The 14,357-nt window shown below is 72.9% G+C and carries 16 protein-coding genes; 10 read left to right on the top strand and 6 right to left on the bottom strand.

Annotation, left to right across the window (positions count from 1 at the left end; translation table 11 throughout):
- Positions 1–31: 31 nt before the first annotated feature.
- A complete protein-coding gene (locus tag ABEA82_RS35155; protein ID WP_345665808.1) occupies positions 32–1,339 on the top strand; it encodes an MFS transporter in 1,308 nt (435 codons plus the stop codon).
- Here ABEA82_RS35155 and ABEA82_RS35150 read toward each other — a convergent pair.
- Both ABEA82_RS35150 and tuf read right to left on the bottom strand, forming a co-directional pair.
- Positions 1,301–2,146: a spermidine synthase gene (locus tag ABEA82_RS35150; RefSeq protein ID WP_345665807.1), complete on the bottom strand. Its 846-nt coding sequence runs from the start codon at positions 2,144–2,146 to the stop codon at positions 1,301–1,303. The genes ABEA82_RS35155 and ABEA82_RS35150 overlap by 39 nt on opposite strands.
- A 114-nt stretch (positions 2,147–2,260) precedes the next feature.
- Positions 2,261–3,430 carry an elongation factor Tu gene (gene tuf / locus ABEA82_RS35145; protein ID WP_345665806.1) on the bottom strand — a complete coding sequence of 390 codons (1,170 nt, stop codon included), beginning with the start codon at positions 3,428–3,430 and terminating at the stop codon, positions 2,261–2,263.
- Positions 3,431–3,760: 330 nt separating this feature from the next.
- On the opposite strand from tuf, the gene ABEA82_RS35140 reads away from it, so the two are divergent.
- Positions 3,761–4,552, top strand: coding sequence for a TVP38/TMEM64 family protein (locus ABEA82_RS35140; RefSeq protein WP_345665805.1), 792 nt, complete (start codon positions 3,761–3,763; stop codon positions 4,550–4,552).
- 22 nt (positions 4,553–4,574) lie between these two features.
- On the opposite strand, the gene ABEA82_RS35135 is transcribed toward ABEA82_RS35140, so the two are convergent.
- Entirely contained in the window at positions 4,575–5,744 is a 1,170-nt protein-coding gene (locus ABEA82_RS35135; protein ID WP_345665804.1) for a thiolase family protein, read from the bottom strand.
- Positions 5,745–5,837: 93 nt separating this feature from the next.
- Between ABEA82_RS35135 and ABEA82_RS35130 the strand changes: the two genes are divergently transcribed.
- From ABEA82_RS35130 to ABEA82_RS35120, 3 genes are all read left to right on the top strand, one after another.
- Positions 5,838–6,308 carry a winged helix-turn-helix transcriptional regulator gene (locus ABEA82_RS35130; protein WP_345665803.1) on the top strand — a complete coding sequence of 157 codons (471 nt, stop codon included), beginning with the start codon at positions 5,838–5,840 and terminating at the stop codon, positions 6,306–6,308.
- Between the two features lie 166 nt (positions 6,309–6,474).
- On the top strand, positions 6,475–7,350 hold the full coding sequence (locus ABEA82_RS35125; protein WP_345665802.1) for an undecaprenyl-diphosphate phosphatase: 876 nt from the start codon (positions 6,475–6,477) through the stop codon (positions 7,348–7,350).
- Positions 7,351–7,448: 98 nt separating this feature from the next.
- Positions 7,449–7,628, top strand: a complete 180-nt coding sequence (locus ABEA82_RS35120) for a hypothetical protein (RefSeq protein ID WP_345665801.1) — start codon at positions 7,449–7,451, stop codon at positions 7,626–7,628.
- On the opposite strand, the gene ABEA82_RS35115 is transcribed toward ABEA82_RS35120, so the two are convergent.
- Positions 7,615–8,250: a DUF4291 domain-containing protein gene (locus ABEA82_RS35115; RefSeq protein WP_345665800.1), complete on the bottom strand. Its 636-nt coding sequence runs from the start codon at positions 8,248–8,250 to the stop codon at positions 7,615–7,617. The two genes, ABEA82_RS35120 and ABEA82_RS35115, sit on opposite strands and share 14 nt — an antisense overlap.
- Before the next feature lie 92 nt (positions 8,251–8,342).
- Here ABEA82_RS35115 and ABEA82_RS35110 point away from each other — a divergent pair, with 92 nt between their 5' ends.
- Positions 8,343–8,813: a nuclear transport factor 2 family protein gene (locus ABEA82_RS35110; protein ID WP_345665799.1), complete on the top strand. Its 471-nt coding sequence runs from the start codon at positions 8,343–8,345 to the stop codon at positions 8,811–8,813.
- 69 nt (positions 8,814–8,882) lie between these two features.
- Positions 8,883–10,457, top strand: coding sequence for an apolipoprotein N-acyltransferase (gene lnt / locus ABEA82_RS35105; protein WP_345665798.1), 1,575 nt, complete (start codon positions 8,883–8,885; stop codon positions 10,455–10,457).
- Here the strand turns inward: lnt and ABEA82_RS35100 are convergent.
- Together ABEA82_RS35100 and ABEA82_RS35095 are read right to left on the bottom strand one after the other, a co-directional pair.
- The gene (locus ABEA82_RS35100) at positions 10,381–11,286 is read right to left on the bottom strand and encodes a Gfo/Idh/MocA family protein (protein ID WP_345665797.1); all 906 of its coding nucleotides are present in this window, start codon (positions 11,284–11,286) and stop codon (positions 10,381–10,383) included. The two genes, lnt and ABEA82_RS35100, sit on opposite strands and share 77 nt — an antisense overlap.
- Before the next feature lie 12 nt (positions 11,287–11,298).
- A complete protein-coding gene (locus ABEA82_RS35095; protein ID WP_345665796.1) occupies positions 11,299–12,483 on the bottom strand; it encodes an FAD-dependent monooxygenase in 1,185 nt (394 codons plus the stop codon).
- Between the two features lie 100 nt (positions 12,484–12,583).
- On the opposite strand from ABEA82_RS35095, the gene ABEA82_RS35090 reads away from it, so the two are divergent.
- The 3 genes from ABEA82_RS35090 (at position 12,584) to ABEA82_RS35080 (ending at position 14,355) form a co-directional block, all read left to right on the top strand.
- Positions 12,584–13,174, top strand: a complete 591-nt coding sequence (locus ABEA82_RS35090; RefSeq protein ID WP_345665795.1) for a TetR/AcrR family transcriptional regulator — start codon at positions 12,584–12,586, stop codon at positions 13,172–13,174.
- Between the two features lie 43 nt (positions 13,175–13,217).
- Complete coding sequence (locus tag ABEA82_RS35085; RefSeq protein ID WP_345665794.1) at positions 13,218–13,730, top strand: DinB family protein; 513 nt, start codon at positions 13,218–13,220, stop codon at positions 13,728–13,730.
- 112 nt (positions 13,731–13,842) lie between these two features.
- A complete protein-coding gene (locus ABEA82_RS35080; RefSeq protein WP_345665793.1) occupies positions 13,843–14,355 on the top strand; it encodes a hypothetical protein in 513 nt (170 codons plus the stop codon).
- Positions 14,356–14,357: the final 2 nt, after the last annotated feature.

Genomic DNA, 14,357 nt, shown 5'->3' with positions numbered 1-14,357 from the left:
AAGTCGGCCCGGTCCCGGCGATAGTCGGCCGGTGACGTCCCCCACCGCCTCCTCACGAGGCCCCCGCCGCCCCGCATGGGCGGGCCGCAACTACTCCCTGCTGACCGCGGCCGCGGTCGTCACCAACCTGGGCAGCCAGGGCGCCCTGGTCGCGGCGGCGTTCGCCGTGCTCGCAACGGGCGGTGACGGCGGCGACGTGGGCCTGGTCGCGGCGGCCCGGACGCTCCCGCTGGTGCTGTTCCTGCTGATCGGCGGCGCGGTCGCGGACCGGCTGCCCCGGCACCACGTGATGGTCGCGGCCAACGCCCTGAACTGCCTCTCGCAGGCCGTCTTCGCCGCCCTGGTGCTGACCGGCGACGCCCGGCTGTGGCAGATGATGCTGCTCGCCGCCCTGGGCGGCACGGGCCAGGCCTTCTTCGGACCGGCCGCCGAGGGCATGCTGATGTCCTCGGTCGAGGGCGAGCAGGCGGGCCGGGCGTTCGCGGTGTTCCGGATGGCGATGCAGGGCGCGGCCCTGGGCGGTGCCGCGCTGGGCGGTGCCATGGTGGCCGTGATCGGGCCCGGCTGGGTGCTCGCGGCGGACGCGGCGGCCTTCGCCGTCGCCGGGCTGCTGCGGGCCTTCCTCGACGTCGGCCACATCCCGCCGCGCACGCCCGGCGGCGGGCTGCTCGCCGATCTGCGGGACGGCTGGCGGGAGTTCTCCGGCCGGCCCTGGCTGTGGGCCGTCGTCGTCCAGTTCTCCATCGCCAACGCGGTCGTCGCCGCCGCCGACGCGGTCTACGGCCCGCTCGTCGCCCGCGACCACCTCGGCGGCGCGGGCCCGTGGGGTCTCGCCCTGGGCGTGTTCGGGGCCGGCACGGTCGCCGGGGCCGTGCTCATGACCCGCTGGAAACCCCGCCGTCTGCTCTTCGCCGGCACCCTCTGCGTCTTCCCCCTGGCCCTTCCCTCGGCCGCACTCGCCGTCCCGGTGCCCGTCGGCGTCCTGTACGTGGTGATGTTCGTCGCCGGTGCGACGGTGGAGGTGTTCGGCGTGTCCTGGATGACGGCCCTGCACCAGGAGATTCCCGAGGACAAGCTCTCCCGCGTCTCCGCGTACGACTGGTTCGGCTCCGTCGCGCTGGTGCCGCTCGCCACGGCCGCTGCCGGCCCCGCGGAGGAGGCCGTCGGCCGCTCGGCGGCCCTGTGGGGCTGCGCCGGCCTGGTCGTCCTGGTCACGGCGGCGGCGCTGTGCGTGCCGGACGTACGCAACCTGCGGCGCAGGACCACGCAGGTCACCCGCGGCGGGGCCACCGGGAGCGCCTCAGCCGATGCCGAACGCCCCGTCGGGGGGCTCGGGTGACGGCACGGCGTCCTCGTCCCGCACCACCCGGGCGTCACCGATGAACTCCCGCAGCGCGCTGCCGTGTTCGACCCGGGCGGGAAAGGCGTCGGCGGCGGTGCGCCGGGCCAGGGCGGCGACGTCGACCGGTCGATGCCCGGCGACGAGCACCGCGTTCCCGAACCGCCGCCCCCGCAGCACCCCCGGCTCCGCGATCAGCGCGAGCTCCTCGAAGGCGGTGGCCAGCGTGGCGAGTTGCGACCGCAGGAAGGCGAAGGGCGCGGCGTCGGGCAGGTTCGCGAGGTAGACGCCGCCGTCCCGCAGCACCCGCGCGGCCTCACGGACGTAGGCGGCGGACGTGAGGTGCGCAGGCACCCGCGACCCGCCGAACACATCGGCCACGATGACGTCCGCCGAGCCCGAGGGAGCGTTCTCCAGCCAGTCCCGGGCGTCCCCCGCGTGCAGCGAGACGCGAGCACCCTCCGGCAACGGCAGATGCCCGGCCACCAGTTCCAGCAGACCGCGGTCGACCTCGACGACGTCCTGCCGGGACCCGGGCCGGGTCACGGCCACATACCGGGGCAGGGTCAGCGCGCCCCCACCGAGATGCAGCACGTCCAACGCGGCCCCCGGCTCCCCCACCACGTCCAGCGCATGCCCGAGCCGCCGCGCGTACTCGAACTCCAGATGCGTCGGATCATCCAGATCGACATAGGACTGCGGCGCCCCGTCGACAGTCAGCAACCAGGCACGCTCCCGGTCGATGTCGGGCATCAGCTTGGCAAACCCGTGATCGACGGACCGGGCGACGGCGATGGCTTCGTTCACTTCTCCATTGTGCCGTTGTGCAACGGACCTCTCAGGGGCGCGGGACCATGCCGATATGCGGCTCCGCCGCGTGGGCGCGACCAGCCACAGCCGGCCCGCAGTCCCCCACCCGCCTCAACCCACCACGGTCACCGTCCCCGCCCCCACAGTCCGCCCACCCTCACGGATGGCGAACCCGAGCCCCGGCTCCAACGGCACCTCCCGCCCCAGCTCCACCGTCATGGCGACCGTGTCACCGGGCCGGACCACCGCCACCTCACCGAGGTCGACGACCCCCACCACATCCGCGGTCCGGATGTAGAACTGCGGCCGGTACCCACTGGAAACCGGCGTCGTACGCCCACCCTCACGCGCGGACAGCACGTACACCTGCGCGGAGAACCGCCGCCGTGGCTTCACACTCCCCGGCGCCGCGACCACGTGCCCCCGCCGCACGGCGTCCCGCGGCACCCCCCGCAGCAGCAACGCCACGTTGTCCCCGGCCTGCGCCTCCTCCATCGGCTTGCCGAAGGTCTCCAGCCCCGTGACCACCGTCTCGACGGAGGCCCCGAGCACCTCGACCCGGTCACCGACGCGCAGCACACCCCGCTCGACCGCCCCGGTCACCACGGTCCCCCGGCCGGTGATGGTCAGCACGTTCTCGACGGACAGCAGAAACGGCGCGTCCAGATACCGCTCCGGCATCGGCACGTACGTGTCCACCGCGTCGAGCAGCGCCTCGATCGACGCCGTCCAGCGCGGGTCCCCCTCCAGCGCCTTCAGACCCGAGACGCGTACGACGGGTACGGAGTCACCGCCGTAGCCGTGGGCGGTGAGCAGGTCGCGGACCTCCAGCTCGACCAGGTCGGTCAGCTCCTCGTCGCCCGCGTCGGCCTTGTTGAGGGCGACGACGATGTGGTCGACGCCCACCTGCCGGGCGAGCAGAACGTGTTCGGCGGTCTGCGGCATGATCCCGTCGAGCGCGGAGACGACGAGGATCGCCCCGTCGAGCTGTGCGGCGCCGGTGACCATGTTCTTGACGTAGTCGGCATGGCCCGGCATGTCGACGTGGGCGTAGTGCCGGGTGTCGGTCTCGTACTCCACGTGCGCGATGTTGATGGTGATGCCGCGCGCGGCCTCCTCCGGCGCCCGGTCGATCCGGTCGAACGGCACGAAAGCGCCGGTGCCGCGGTCGGCGAGGACCTTGGTGATGGCGGCCGTCAGGGTGGTCTTGCCGTGGTCGACATGGCCCATGGTGCCGATGTTGAGATGCGGTTTCGTACGAACGTAGGCCGTCTTGGACATGGCTGTACCTCGAAGCGTCTAGTCATGAAGTGGGACCCCGAGGACCTGCCCGACCCTCCCCTTGCGGGGTCCGCCGGACGAACCGGAGAGGGTCAGCTTCGGGCGCCGTCGGTGAAGGCGATGAGATCGACGGCAGCCTTCGGGGCATCCGTGACGACGGATGCTGCGAGGGCGAAGGCGTGCCGGAACATGACGTCGATCATTGCCGACGCTTTACCGCACGTCGAATGGTTTTCGGCTGCCTCGGTGCGGACGCGCGCACGGCCGGCTGTGACGCTCGTGAGACGAACCATACGGCGATCACACATATTTGTCGGTTAGTGTCGCCGGATGCTCGATGCCACCACCCGCTCTGGGGGCACCGCCACGGCCTCTCCCCGGGCCACCGCCGCGGAGCTCGCCGTCGCCGTTCCCCCGGCAACGACCGCCTCGTCCGTCGCACCCACCGGTTTCGCCGCTCGCTGCGTGAGAGTTCTGCTGTCTCCGTGGTCGCGGCTCTCCCTGCTCGTCGCCCTGCTCGCCGCGGGCGCCTGCGCGGTGCTGCTGTTCGAGCCGCAGCGGCTGCTGACGCAGGGCTGGCCGCCGCAGCTCGGCGGAGCCGCGGCGGCCCTGGTGTTCACGGTGGCGTACGGCGTGTGCACCGTGGCGTTCGTGCCGAGGCCGCTGCTGAACCTGGCGGCGGGCGCGCTGTTCGGTTCCCAGCTGGGGGTCGGCGTGTCCCTGGCGGGCACGGTGCTCGGTGCCGGGATCGCCTTCTGTCTCGGCCGGGCGCTCGGCCAGGACGCCCTGCGGCCGCTGCTGCGCGGGCGCTGGCTGAAGGCCGTGGACGGCCAGCTCAGCCGGCACGGGTTCCGTTCCATGCTGGCGGTGCGGCTGTTCCCGGGTGTGCCGTTCTGGGCCGCGAACTACTGTGCCGCCGTCTCCCGTATGGGCCTGCTGCCGTTCCTGCTGGCGACGGGTCTCGGCTCGATCCCGAACACCGCCGCGTACGTCGTCGCCGGAGCCCGTGCTTCGGCCCCGACCTCCCCCGCCTTCCTGATCGCCCTGGCGTGCATCGCGCTGCCCGCGCTGGCGGGCGTGGTGGTGGCCTGGCGCAAGCGGCACCGCCTGCGCCAGCTCTGACGAACCGTTACGCCCGCTCTGCTCACACCCGCTCGAGCACCATGGCGTTGGCGAGCCCACCCGCCTCGCACATGGTCTGGAGCGCGTACCGGGCGCCCCGTTCCCGCATGGCGTGCACCAGCGTCGTCGTCAGCCGGGTGCCGCTCGCGCCGAGCGGGTGGCCGAGTGCGATGGCGCCGCCGTGCACGTTGACCCGGGCGAGATCGGCGCCGGTCTCCTGCTGCCAGGCGAGCACGACGCTTGAGAAGGCCTCGTTGACCTCGAACAGGTCGATGTCGTCGAGGGTCAGTGACGCCCTGCGCAGCACCTTCTCGGTCGCGGGGACGACCCCCGTCAGCATCAGCAGCGGGTCCGAGCCGGTGACGGCGAAGCTGTGCAGCCGGGCGAGCGGGCGCAGCCCGAGCCGGGCCGCCGTCTCGCTCGACGTGATGAGCACCGCCGCGGCACCGTCATTGACCGGGCTGGCGTTGCCCGCCGTGACGTTCCACTCGATCTGCGGGAACCGGTCGGCGAAACCGGGGTCGTGGTAGGCGGGCTTGAGCCCGGCGAGGATCTCGGTGGTGCTGCCCGGCCGTACGCACTCGTCGCGCGTGACGCCCTCCAGGGGCGCGACCTCGGCGTCGAAGAGCCCGTTCTCCCAGGCCGCGGCGGCCTTCCGGTGCGAGGAGACGGCGAAGGCGTCCATCTGGTCCCGGGAGATCGACCACTTGGCGGCGATCAGCTCGGCGCTGATGCCCTGCGGCACGAGTCCCTCGGGGTAGCGCTCCGCGATCCCGGGTCCGAAGGGGTCCTTCCCGGCGGGCACGTTCGACCACATCGGCACCCGGCTCATCGACTCGACCCCGCAGGCCACGACGAGGTCGTAGGCGCCCGAGAGGACGCCCTGGGCGGCGAAGTGCACGGCCTGCTGGGAGGAGCCGCACTGGCGGTCCACCGTGGTGGCGGGGACGGTTTCCGGCAGCCCGGCCGCGAGGACGGCGTAGCGGGTGGTGTTCATGGCCTGCTCGCCGACCTGGTCGACGGTGCCGCCGATGACGTCGTCGATCAGGGCCGGGTCGACACCGGAGCGCTCGACGAGGGTGCGCAGGGTGTGGGCGAGGAGCTCGACCGGGTGGACGTGCGCGAGGGCGCCGTTCGGCTTGCCCTTGCCGATCGGGGTGCGTACGGCTTCGACGATCACTGCGTCACGCATGTGCGGGCCTCCGTGGCTACCAGTGAGTAGGAAATCCGAACTCACCGTAGCCCGGTAAGTTGGAAAATCCAACCCTCTCCTAGACTGACCTCCATGGCCGCCACCAAGGACCCGCGCCCCTGCTCCATCGCCGACACCCTGGCGCTCGTCGGCGAGAAGTACTCCCTGCTCGTGCTGCGGGAGGTGTGCCTCGGCAACGGCCGTTTCGACCAGCTGGTGCGCAACATCGGCGCACCGCGCGACATCCTCGCCACGCGGCTGCGCCGGCTCGTCGACGCCGGGATCCTGGACCGGCAGCCCTACAGCGAGCGTCCGCAGCGCTTCGAGTACCGGCCCACCCGGGCCGGGCTGGAGCTGGAGCCGGTGCTGATGACCCTGATGGCGTGGGGCGACCGTCACCTGCGGGTGGACGGCGACCGGCCGATGGTCCTCGACCACTCCTGCGGCCGGGCGCTCGCACCGGTCGTCACCTGCGGGGCCTGCGGGGACGAGGTGCGCCACGAGGACCTCACGGCCCGCCCGCAGGCACCCGGCTGGTCGGTGACCGGGCCCACGGCGGCCTGAGCCGGGCCTGTCGTGCGCCCGAGCGGCTTCCAAACCCCTGTGTCCGAGCGGTCACCCGGGGGCGCTACGCTTCCCCCTCGGCACATCTGATTCCCCGCTCATCACACTCGGCGGCCGGGCGTGCCCGTCGTCCGTTCCACGATCGGCACTTGGATTCCGCTACCTCATGTCTTGGTTCGAATCACTCATCCTCGGACTCGTCCAGGGGCTGACCGAGTTCCTCCCCGTCTCCTCCAGCGCGCACCTGCGGCTGACGGCGGCCTTCTCGGGCTGGGAGGACCCTGGCGCGGCCTTCACGGCGATCACGCAGATCGGCACGGAGGCCGCCGTGCTGATCTACTTCCGCAAGGACATCGGGCGGATCCTGTCGGCGTGGACCCGCTCGCTCACGAACAAGGAGCTGCGCGGCGACCCCGACGCGCGGATGGGCTGGCTGGTCATCGTCGGCTCGATCCCGATCGGTGTGCTCGGCGTGACGCTCAAGGACCAGATCGAGGGACCGTTCCGCGACCTGCGGATCACCGCGGGCATGCTGATCGGCATGGGCATCGTCCTGGGCGTCGCCGACCGGCTCGCGGCCCGCGACGAGAGCGGCGGCCGGCACCGGGCGCCCAAGCAGCGCAAGGCCCTGGAGGACCTGGGCGTACGGGACGGCCTGATCTACGGCGTCTGCCAGGCCATGGCGCTCATCCCGGGCGTCTCCCGCTCCGGCGCCACCATCAGCGGCGGCCTGTTCATGGGCTACACGCGCGAGGCCGCGGCCCGCTACTCCTTCCTGCTCGCCATCCCCGCGGTGCTCGCCTCCGGCGTCTTCGAGCTGAAGGACGCGACGGAGGGCGGCCATGTCTCGTGGGGGCCGACGATCTTCGCGACGATCGTCGCGTTCGTGGTGGGTTACATGGTGATCGCCTGGTTCATGAAGTTCATCACCACCAAGAGCTTCATGCCGTTCGTGTGGTACCGGATCGCGCTCGGCATCCTCATCATCGTCCTGGTCACCATGGGTGCGCTGAGCCCGCACGCGGCCGAGTCGGCGGGCTGACGACGGCGCCCTGTGATCCGGCTCTCGTGACCAACCGCATACCGATCGGGTAGCCGTCCGGTAGCGGGCTGTCAGTGGCTGCCCCTAGGCTGGTCCGCATGTCCCCCGATTCCGTGACCCCTGGTTCCGTGCGTTCCGCTGTCGAGGTCAACGAGGAGATCCGCGCGCTGTGGAGGCGCACGGGCGGCACCCTGTCGGCCGAGGAGCGCGCGGAGTACGAGCTGCTCGTCGTCGAGTGGGCCGCCGCGATCCGCGGCGGCGTCGTCAAGGCAGCCTGACCGCCCCTGCCCCGGCGCCCCGGGCGCCCAGCCGCGCCAGCACCTCGTCGTCGACGTGGAACGGCCGCTCTTCGGGCAACAGCCCGGCGGCCGCGTCGAGTTCACCCGCCCGTACCAGCGCATGAACCTCCGCGGCCAGCGGCGTGACGTCCTCGATCCCCACGATCCACTCGTCCGCGTACCGCGCCGCCGCCTCCCCCGCGAGGCCCAGCTGAAGCGACCGGTACGGCAGTGGTGCGAGCCGCAGATCGCGCTCCGGATCCCACTGCACCCGCGCGGGTGCCCGCCTCAACTGCCGCTTCCAGTCGGCCTGTTCCCCGTGCAGGGCGGGGACGTGGTGGGACAGACAGGCGTTGCGCAGCGCCCAGAGGAAACCGTCCCGGCTGATCTCGACCGCCAGGACCGTCTCCTGGCCCTCCTTCGTGCCCCAGCCGCAGCGGTACATCATCCACAGGAAAGACGGCTTGATCCATGTCATGCGGTCCCGCTTCCAGGACGCCGGGAAGCGGCCGTCGCGGGCCGCGGGGCCGCCGATCTCCGGGCGGTAGGCCTGGTAGACGGTGATCGTGGACTCGGTGTGGCGGGCGCGGATACGAAATCGCGGTTCGTGTCGATCATTCACGAAGGACAGGCTGGTCCCCGCAAGGCCCTGGTGGCCACCGAATATCACGCACGGCTCTTGGCTGGGCACCTGACATGCCCAACACTGAGCCGATGACGCAGCGCGTGGAACTCGCCACCGTGAGAGACCGGCTGGCCGTCGACGGGGTGATCACCGACTACGCGGTCGCCGTCGACGACGGGGACTGGGAGGCCTACCGGGACCTGTTCGTCCCGCGGGGGCGGGCGGACTACCGCTCGGCCGGCGGCATCGAGGGAGAGGCCTCGGCGGTCGCCGCGTGGCTCGCCGAGAGCCTGGGGCTGTTCCCGATGCGGCAGCATCTGATCGTCAACCGGCGCGTGCGGTTCGGTGTCTGGGAGCAGGACACCGGCGACACGGCCCGGGTCCAGGCCGACTACGTCAACCCCATGGCCACGTCGGGGCCCGCGCCCGACTTCGTGTGCGGCGGCCGGTACGCCTTCGCGCTGCTGCGCACGGACGACGGCTGGCGGCTGAGCGAGGTGGTCGTACGGGAGAAGTGGCGGCGCCTACCCGAGCGGCACTCGGCACCTGTGGTCAACTGACCCGGCGTCCTCTGTCCTAGATCGTCCGCAGGGCGCACACTGGAGGCACCCGCGGGGTAGGAGGCGCCTATGAAGACGCTCGGCCACTGGCTCGCCTCTCCCCGGCGGCGCGCGGCCGCCGCGGCGGTCGCGGGCGCCCTGCCCGTCCTTGCCTTTCCCGCTCCGTCCCTGTGGTGGTGCGCCTACATCGCCCTGGTCCCCTGGCTCTTGCTGCTGCGCACCGCGCCGACCGGGAAACGGGCGGCGTTCGAGGGCTGGTGGGGCGGCTTCGGCTTCATGCTGGCCATGCACCACTGGCTGCTGCCGAGCCTGCACGTGTTCACGTTCGTCATCGCCGCCCTGCTCGGCGCGCTGTGGGCCCCGTGGGGCTGGCTGGTGCACCGCCTGCTCACGGGCGTCCCCTCGCCGGCCCAGGTCGCGGGCGCGCTGCTGGTGCTGCCGTCCGGGTGGCTGGGCGTCGAGCTGATCCGCTCCTGGCAGGGCCTCGGCGGGCCCTGGGGCATGCTCGGCTCCAGTCAGTGGCAGGTCGAGCCGGCGTTGCGGCTCGCCTCGGTCGGCGGGGTGTGGCTGCTCAGTCTGCTGGTCGTCGCCGTCAACGTCGCGGTGACCGTGCTCGTGGCGGTACGGCAGGCCCGCGTGCCCGCCGTGGCCGGCATCGTCGCCACGGCGGCGGCCACGTCGGCCGCCTGGGCCCTCCCACCCCGCCCCGCCGTCGACGGCCACCTGCGGATCGCCGTCGTCCAGCCGGGCGTCATCGACGGCCCGGGCGGCGCGGACCGCCGGCTCGCCCGCGAGGAACAGCTCACCAGCCGCCTCGCCGGCCAGGACGTCGACCTGATCGTCTGGGGCGAGAGCAGCGTCGGTTTCGACCTCGGGGACCGGCCCGACCTCGCCCGGCGGCTCGCGGGCCTGTCCCGTGCGACGGGCGCCGACATCCTGGTCAACGTGGACGCCCGGCGCTCGGACATGCCCGGCATCTACAAGAGCTCGGTCCTGGTCGGCCCGGACGGCCTGACCGGCCAGCGCTACGACAAGATGCGGCTCGTCCCCTTCGGCGAGTACATCCCGGCCCGGTCCATGCTCGGCTGGGCCACCTCCGTCGGCAAGGCGGCGGGCGAGGACCGCAGGCGCGGCTCACAGCCGGTGGTGATGAACGTGGGGGACCGGCTGCGCGTCGGCCCGATGGTGTGTTTCGAGACGGCGTTCCCCGACATGACCCGCCACCTCACCCGGGAAGGCGTAGACGTGCTGATCGGCCAGTCGTCGACGTCCACGTTCCAGCACAGCTGGGCCCCCGAGCAGCACGCCTCCCTGGCCGCCCTGCGGGCCGCCGAGACCGGCCGCCCCATGGTGCACGCGACGCTCACCGGTGTCTCGGCCGTCTACGGTCCGGGCGGGCAGCGGGTCGGCTCGTGGCTCGGCACGGACGCCTCGGCCGCTCAGATCTACGCGGTCCCCCTCGCCCACGGCACCACGCCCTACGTCCGCCTGGGCGACTGGGCCGTGCACGCGGCCGTCCTGATCCTCGCCGTCTGGGCCGCGGGCGAGGGCGTACGGACGCTGCGGCTCAGGCGGTCCGCTCCTGAACCGCGCGAAGCACCCGCTCGCACAGTTCATGGGTCTCCAGCGCGTCCCGGGCGCTGAGCACCTTGCCCGCCCGCACCGCGTCCAGGAAGGCCAGCACGGCCTGCTCGATCCCGCGCTGCCGGGCCACCGGCACCCAGTCCCCGCGCCGCCGCACGGTCGGCTGGCCCTTGTGGTCGACGACCTCGGCGAGGTTGATCACCTGCCGCTTGGTGTCCTGCCCGGACACCTCCAGGATCTCCTCGGCCGAGCCGCTGAGCCGGTTCATCACGCCGAGCGCGGTGAAGCCGTCCCCGGCGAGCTGGAGCACCAGGTGGTGCAGCAGGCCGTCGCGGACCCGGGCGCGCACGGTCACGTCGTCGACCGGCCCGGGCACGAGGAACCGCAGGGTGTCGACGACGTGGATGAAGTCGTCGAGGATCATCGTGCGCGGCTCCTCCGGGAGCCCGACGCGGTTCTTCTGCATCAGGATCAGCTCGCGCGGATGGTCGGCGCACTGCGTGTAGCCGGGGGCGTGCCGCCGGTTGAAGCCGACGGCGAGGCTCACGTCCCGCTCCTCGGCGAGCTCCACCAGCCGCACGGAGTCGTCGAGTGCGTAGGCGAGCGGCTTGTCGACGTACGTCGGGACGCCCGCCTGAAGCAGCCGCGTCACGATCTCCGGGTGCGCGATCGTGGGGGCGTGCACGAAGGCGGCGTCGAGGTCCGCCGCGAGCAGGGAGTCGAGGGTGGTGTGCCGCCGCTCCCCGGGCACGTGCAGTCCGTCGGCGACCCGGGCGAGCGTGGCGGGCGTACGGGTCTGAAGGTGCAGCTCGATGCCGGGCTGGAAGGCGAGGACCGGCAGGTAGGCCTTCTGCGCGATGTCGCCGAGTCCGATGCAGCCGACCTTCACGGGGGTTCTCCTCTAGCGGTTTCCTGCCGGGGTCTGCCCGGAAGCATACGGGTGCTGCGGGGGCCGCCAGTCGGCGATGCCGTCGAATCCGCGCAGGAACAGGGCGGGACCGGCCTTCGACAGCGCGGCCACGGCGGTGTCGCGTACGAGGGTTCCCGCACGGCTGGTCATGAGGTTGAGGCGGGCCACCTTCACCGCCTGGCGTGCGACGGCGGTCGTGCGGGGCAGCCGGGCCGCGGTGTAGGCGGGGAGGTCGTCGCAGTGGTGGGCGAGGACGACCGCGTCCTCGATGGCCTGGTTGCCGCCCTGGCCGAGCGTCGGCGGCATGGCGTGCGCGGCGTCGCCGACCAGGGCGACCCGGCCGTGGTGGTGGGCGGGCAGGGGTTCGGCGAGGTGATGGACGTCGTGGCGCAGGACGTCCTCGGGGCGGGCGGCGGCGAGCACGGCGGGGATCGGGTCGTGCCAGTCGCCGAAGCGGCGCAGCAGTTCGGCCCTCTCGTCGTCGGGCGCGCTGCCGCCGGCGGGTGTCACGGCGGCGGCGTAGGCGTAGACGCGGCCGTCCTTGAGCGGGTGGGTGCCCCAGATGTGGCCCCGGCCCCAGGTCTCGTGGGAGGCGAACTCGGCGCCGGGGACGGGGATCACGACCCGCCAGGTGGTGAACCCGCAGTAGACGGCCCCGGGGTGGCCGGGGAAGAGCGCGTGGCGTACCGCGGACCGGACGCCGTCGGCGGCCACCACCAGGTCGGCCTCCAGTTCGCCGTCCGCGGTGGCGACGCGGGCCGGCCGGTCGGTGTCGCCGCGGTCGGTGAGGGTCGCGGCGGCGGCCGTGCGGACGGTGCCGGGCGGGAGCTGTGCGGCCAGGTGCTCGATGAGCGTGGCGCGGTGCAGCAGTACGAGCGGGCCGCCGAAGCGTTCGGCGGCGGCGTCGGCGGAGGAGCGCGAGAGCCACCGCCCCCTCGGTGTGCGCAGCCCGCCGTCCCCCGACCAGGCCGCGAGCTCGCGGATGGTGTCGCCGAGGCCGATGACGTCCAGCGCCCGCAGCGCGTTGGGCGCGAGCGAGATGGCCGCGCCCACCGGCCGCAGTGTGCGGGCCCGCTCCAGCACGGTGACGTGCCGGCCGCGCCGGTGCAGGGCGGCGGCCGCGGTCAGCCCTCCGATGCCGCCGCCGATCACGACGATCCGCTCGGACCTTGCCATGGCTCCTCCTCGGACCAGGGACCGATCGTCCTGGGTAACTACACCTGTAGTTCCCTGTCGACGTTACTACAGCCGTAGTGAGACCGGTAGCGTGAGCGCCATGTCCGTACGCGCCGCCGGCCCCTCCCGCTCCGATCTCGTCGCCGACGCGGCCCTCTCCCTGCTCGCCGAGCGCGGGATGCGGGGCCTCACGCACCGCGCGGTCGACGAGGCCGCCGGCCTCCCCCAGGGCTCCACGTCGAACCTCGCGCGGACCCGGCAGGCCCTGCTGGAGCTGGCGGTGCGGCGCCTGGCCGACCGCGAGGCACGCGTGCTGGCGCTGCACGCGATGCCCGACCCCCGGTCCGGCTCCGACTCCCTCGCCGACGCGCTGGCCCTGGCGACCCACCGCGCCCTGACGAGCAACCGCGCCCTCACGCTCGCCCGCTACGAACTGGCCCTGGAGGCGACGCGCCGCCCTGAGCTGAGGGCCTGTTTCGACGCTACGGGTGCCCGCTTCCGGGACCAGCTCGCCGCCCTGGTCACCGGGATGGGCTCCACGGATCCGGCCCGGCACACGCTGTCGCTGATCGCCTGGGCGGACGGGCTGATGTTCAGCTGTGTGGCGGGATCGTTCGGCGCCGAGGTGCCGAGCCTGGCGGAGGTGCGGGCCGGGCTGCGGGAACTGCTGGCCGGGATGGTCGCGGACTGAAAAAACCGTGGTGCCGCACGAGGTGTTGGGAAAAGATGCGGCCATGACGACCGAACGCCGTATGCCTGCCCCGACCGCCGACGAACGCACCATGCTGGAAGGGTGGTTGGAGTTCCACCGGCGGACCCTCGCCTGGAAGTGCGAAGGGCTGAGCGACGAGCAGCTCCGGTCCGCCTCGGCGGAGCCCTCCGAGCTGTCCCTGATGGGGCTGGTGCGGCACATGGCGGACGTGGAGCGGAGCTGGTTCCGCCGCGTCCTGGCCAACGAGGACGCGGCCCCGCTCTACTTCAGCGACGAGGACCGCGACGGCGAGTTCCATCTGACCGAGGCGGACACTTACCAGGAGGCCTACGCCACCTGGCAGGCCGAGATCGAGACGGCCCGGCGCAACGCGGCCCGCTTCGGCCTGGACGACCTCACCGAGGGCAAGCACCGCCGCACCGGCGAGCGGTTCAACCTGCGATGGCTCTACACCCACATGATCGAGGAGTACGCGCGGCACAACGGCCACGCCGACCTGATCCGCGAGCGCATCGACGGCGCGACCGGCGACTGACGTCATCCCCGGCGCGTCGGCGGCCTCCGTACGGGGCGGGAGATCACCCGTGCGGGGCATCCTTCGCCTGTCCGCCTCCCCACCGGGGGCCGGACACAGCAGAGTTGCGCGGGTGCATCGAACGACGACCACCGCGACGCTCCTGGTGACCGTGGCTGTCTCGGCCCTGTCCGGTTGTATGACGGTCCAGCGTCCCTCCGTTCCCGGTCCGCCGACGACACCGTCCCGGCCGTCGGCACCGGGGCCCGAGGGGCAGTCGGAGACCCAGGTCGTGCAGGCACCGGCCCGAGAGGCCCTCGAACTCATCGAGACGTCCCGCCGCCCGGAGCCGACGCCGTCCGAGCCCCGCCCGGCCGCCCCCGCGGCGGCCTCGCCGGAGCGGACCGCGCCGTCCGGCGACCGCGACCACCCCCCGCGCCCCGTCCGGCCGGAGCCGCGCGAGCCGGGCCGGCGCAGCCCGCAGCGGCAGCATGTCGACGTCCCCGACGTCTCGGGTCCGGTACGGCGGAACGTCCAGCAGGGCGTTCCCGACACCCCGGACGTCTGTGCGCTGGGCAGGCGCTACGGGGGGTGGCCGGCGGACAGCCCGCAGGCGACCATCTGCCGCGACGCCTACAGCCGTTGACT

Source organism: Streptomyces venetus (assembly GCF_039540295.1).
Classification (GTDB): Bacteria; Actinomycetota; Actinomycetes; order Streptomycetales; family Streptomycetaceae; genus Streptomyces; species Streptomyces venetus.
Note: the sequence above shows the minus strand (reverse complement) of the source record. Positions and strands in the feature narration are given on the sequence as shown.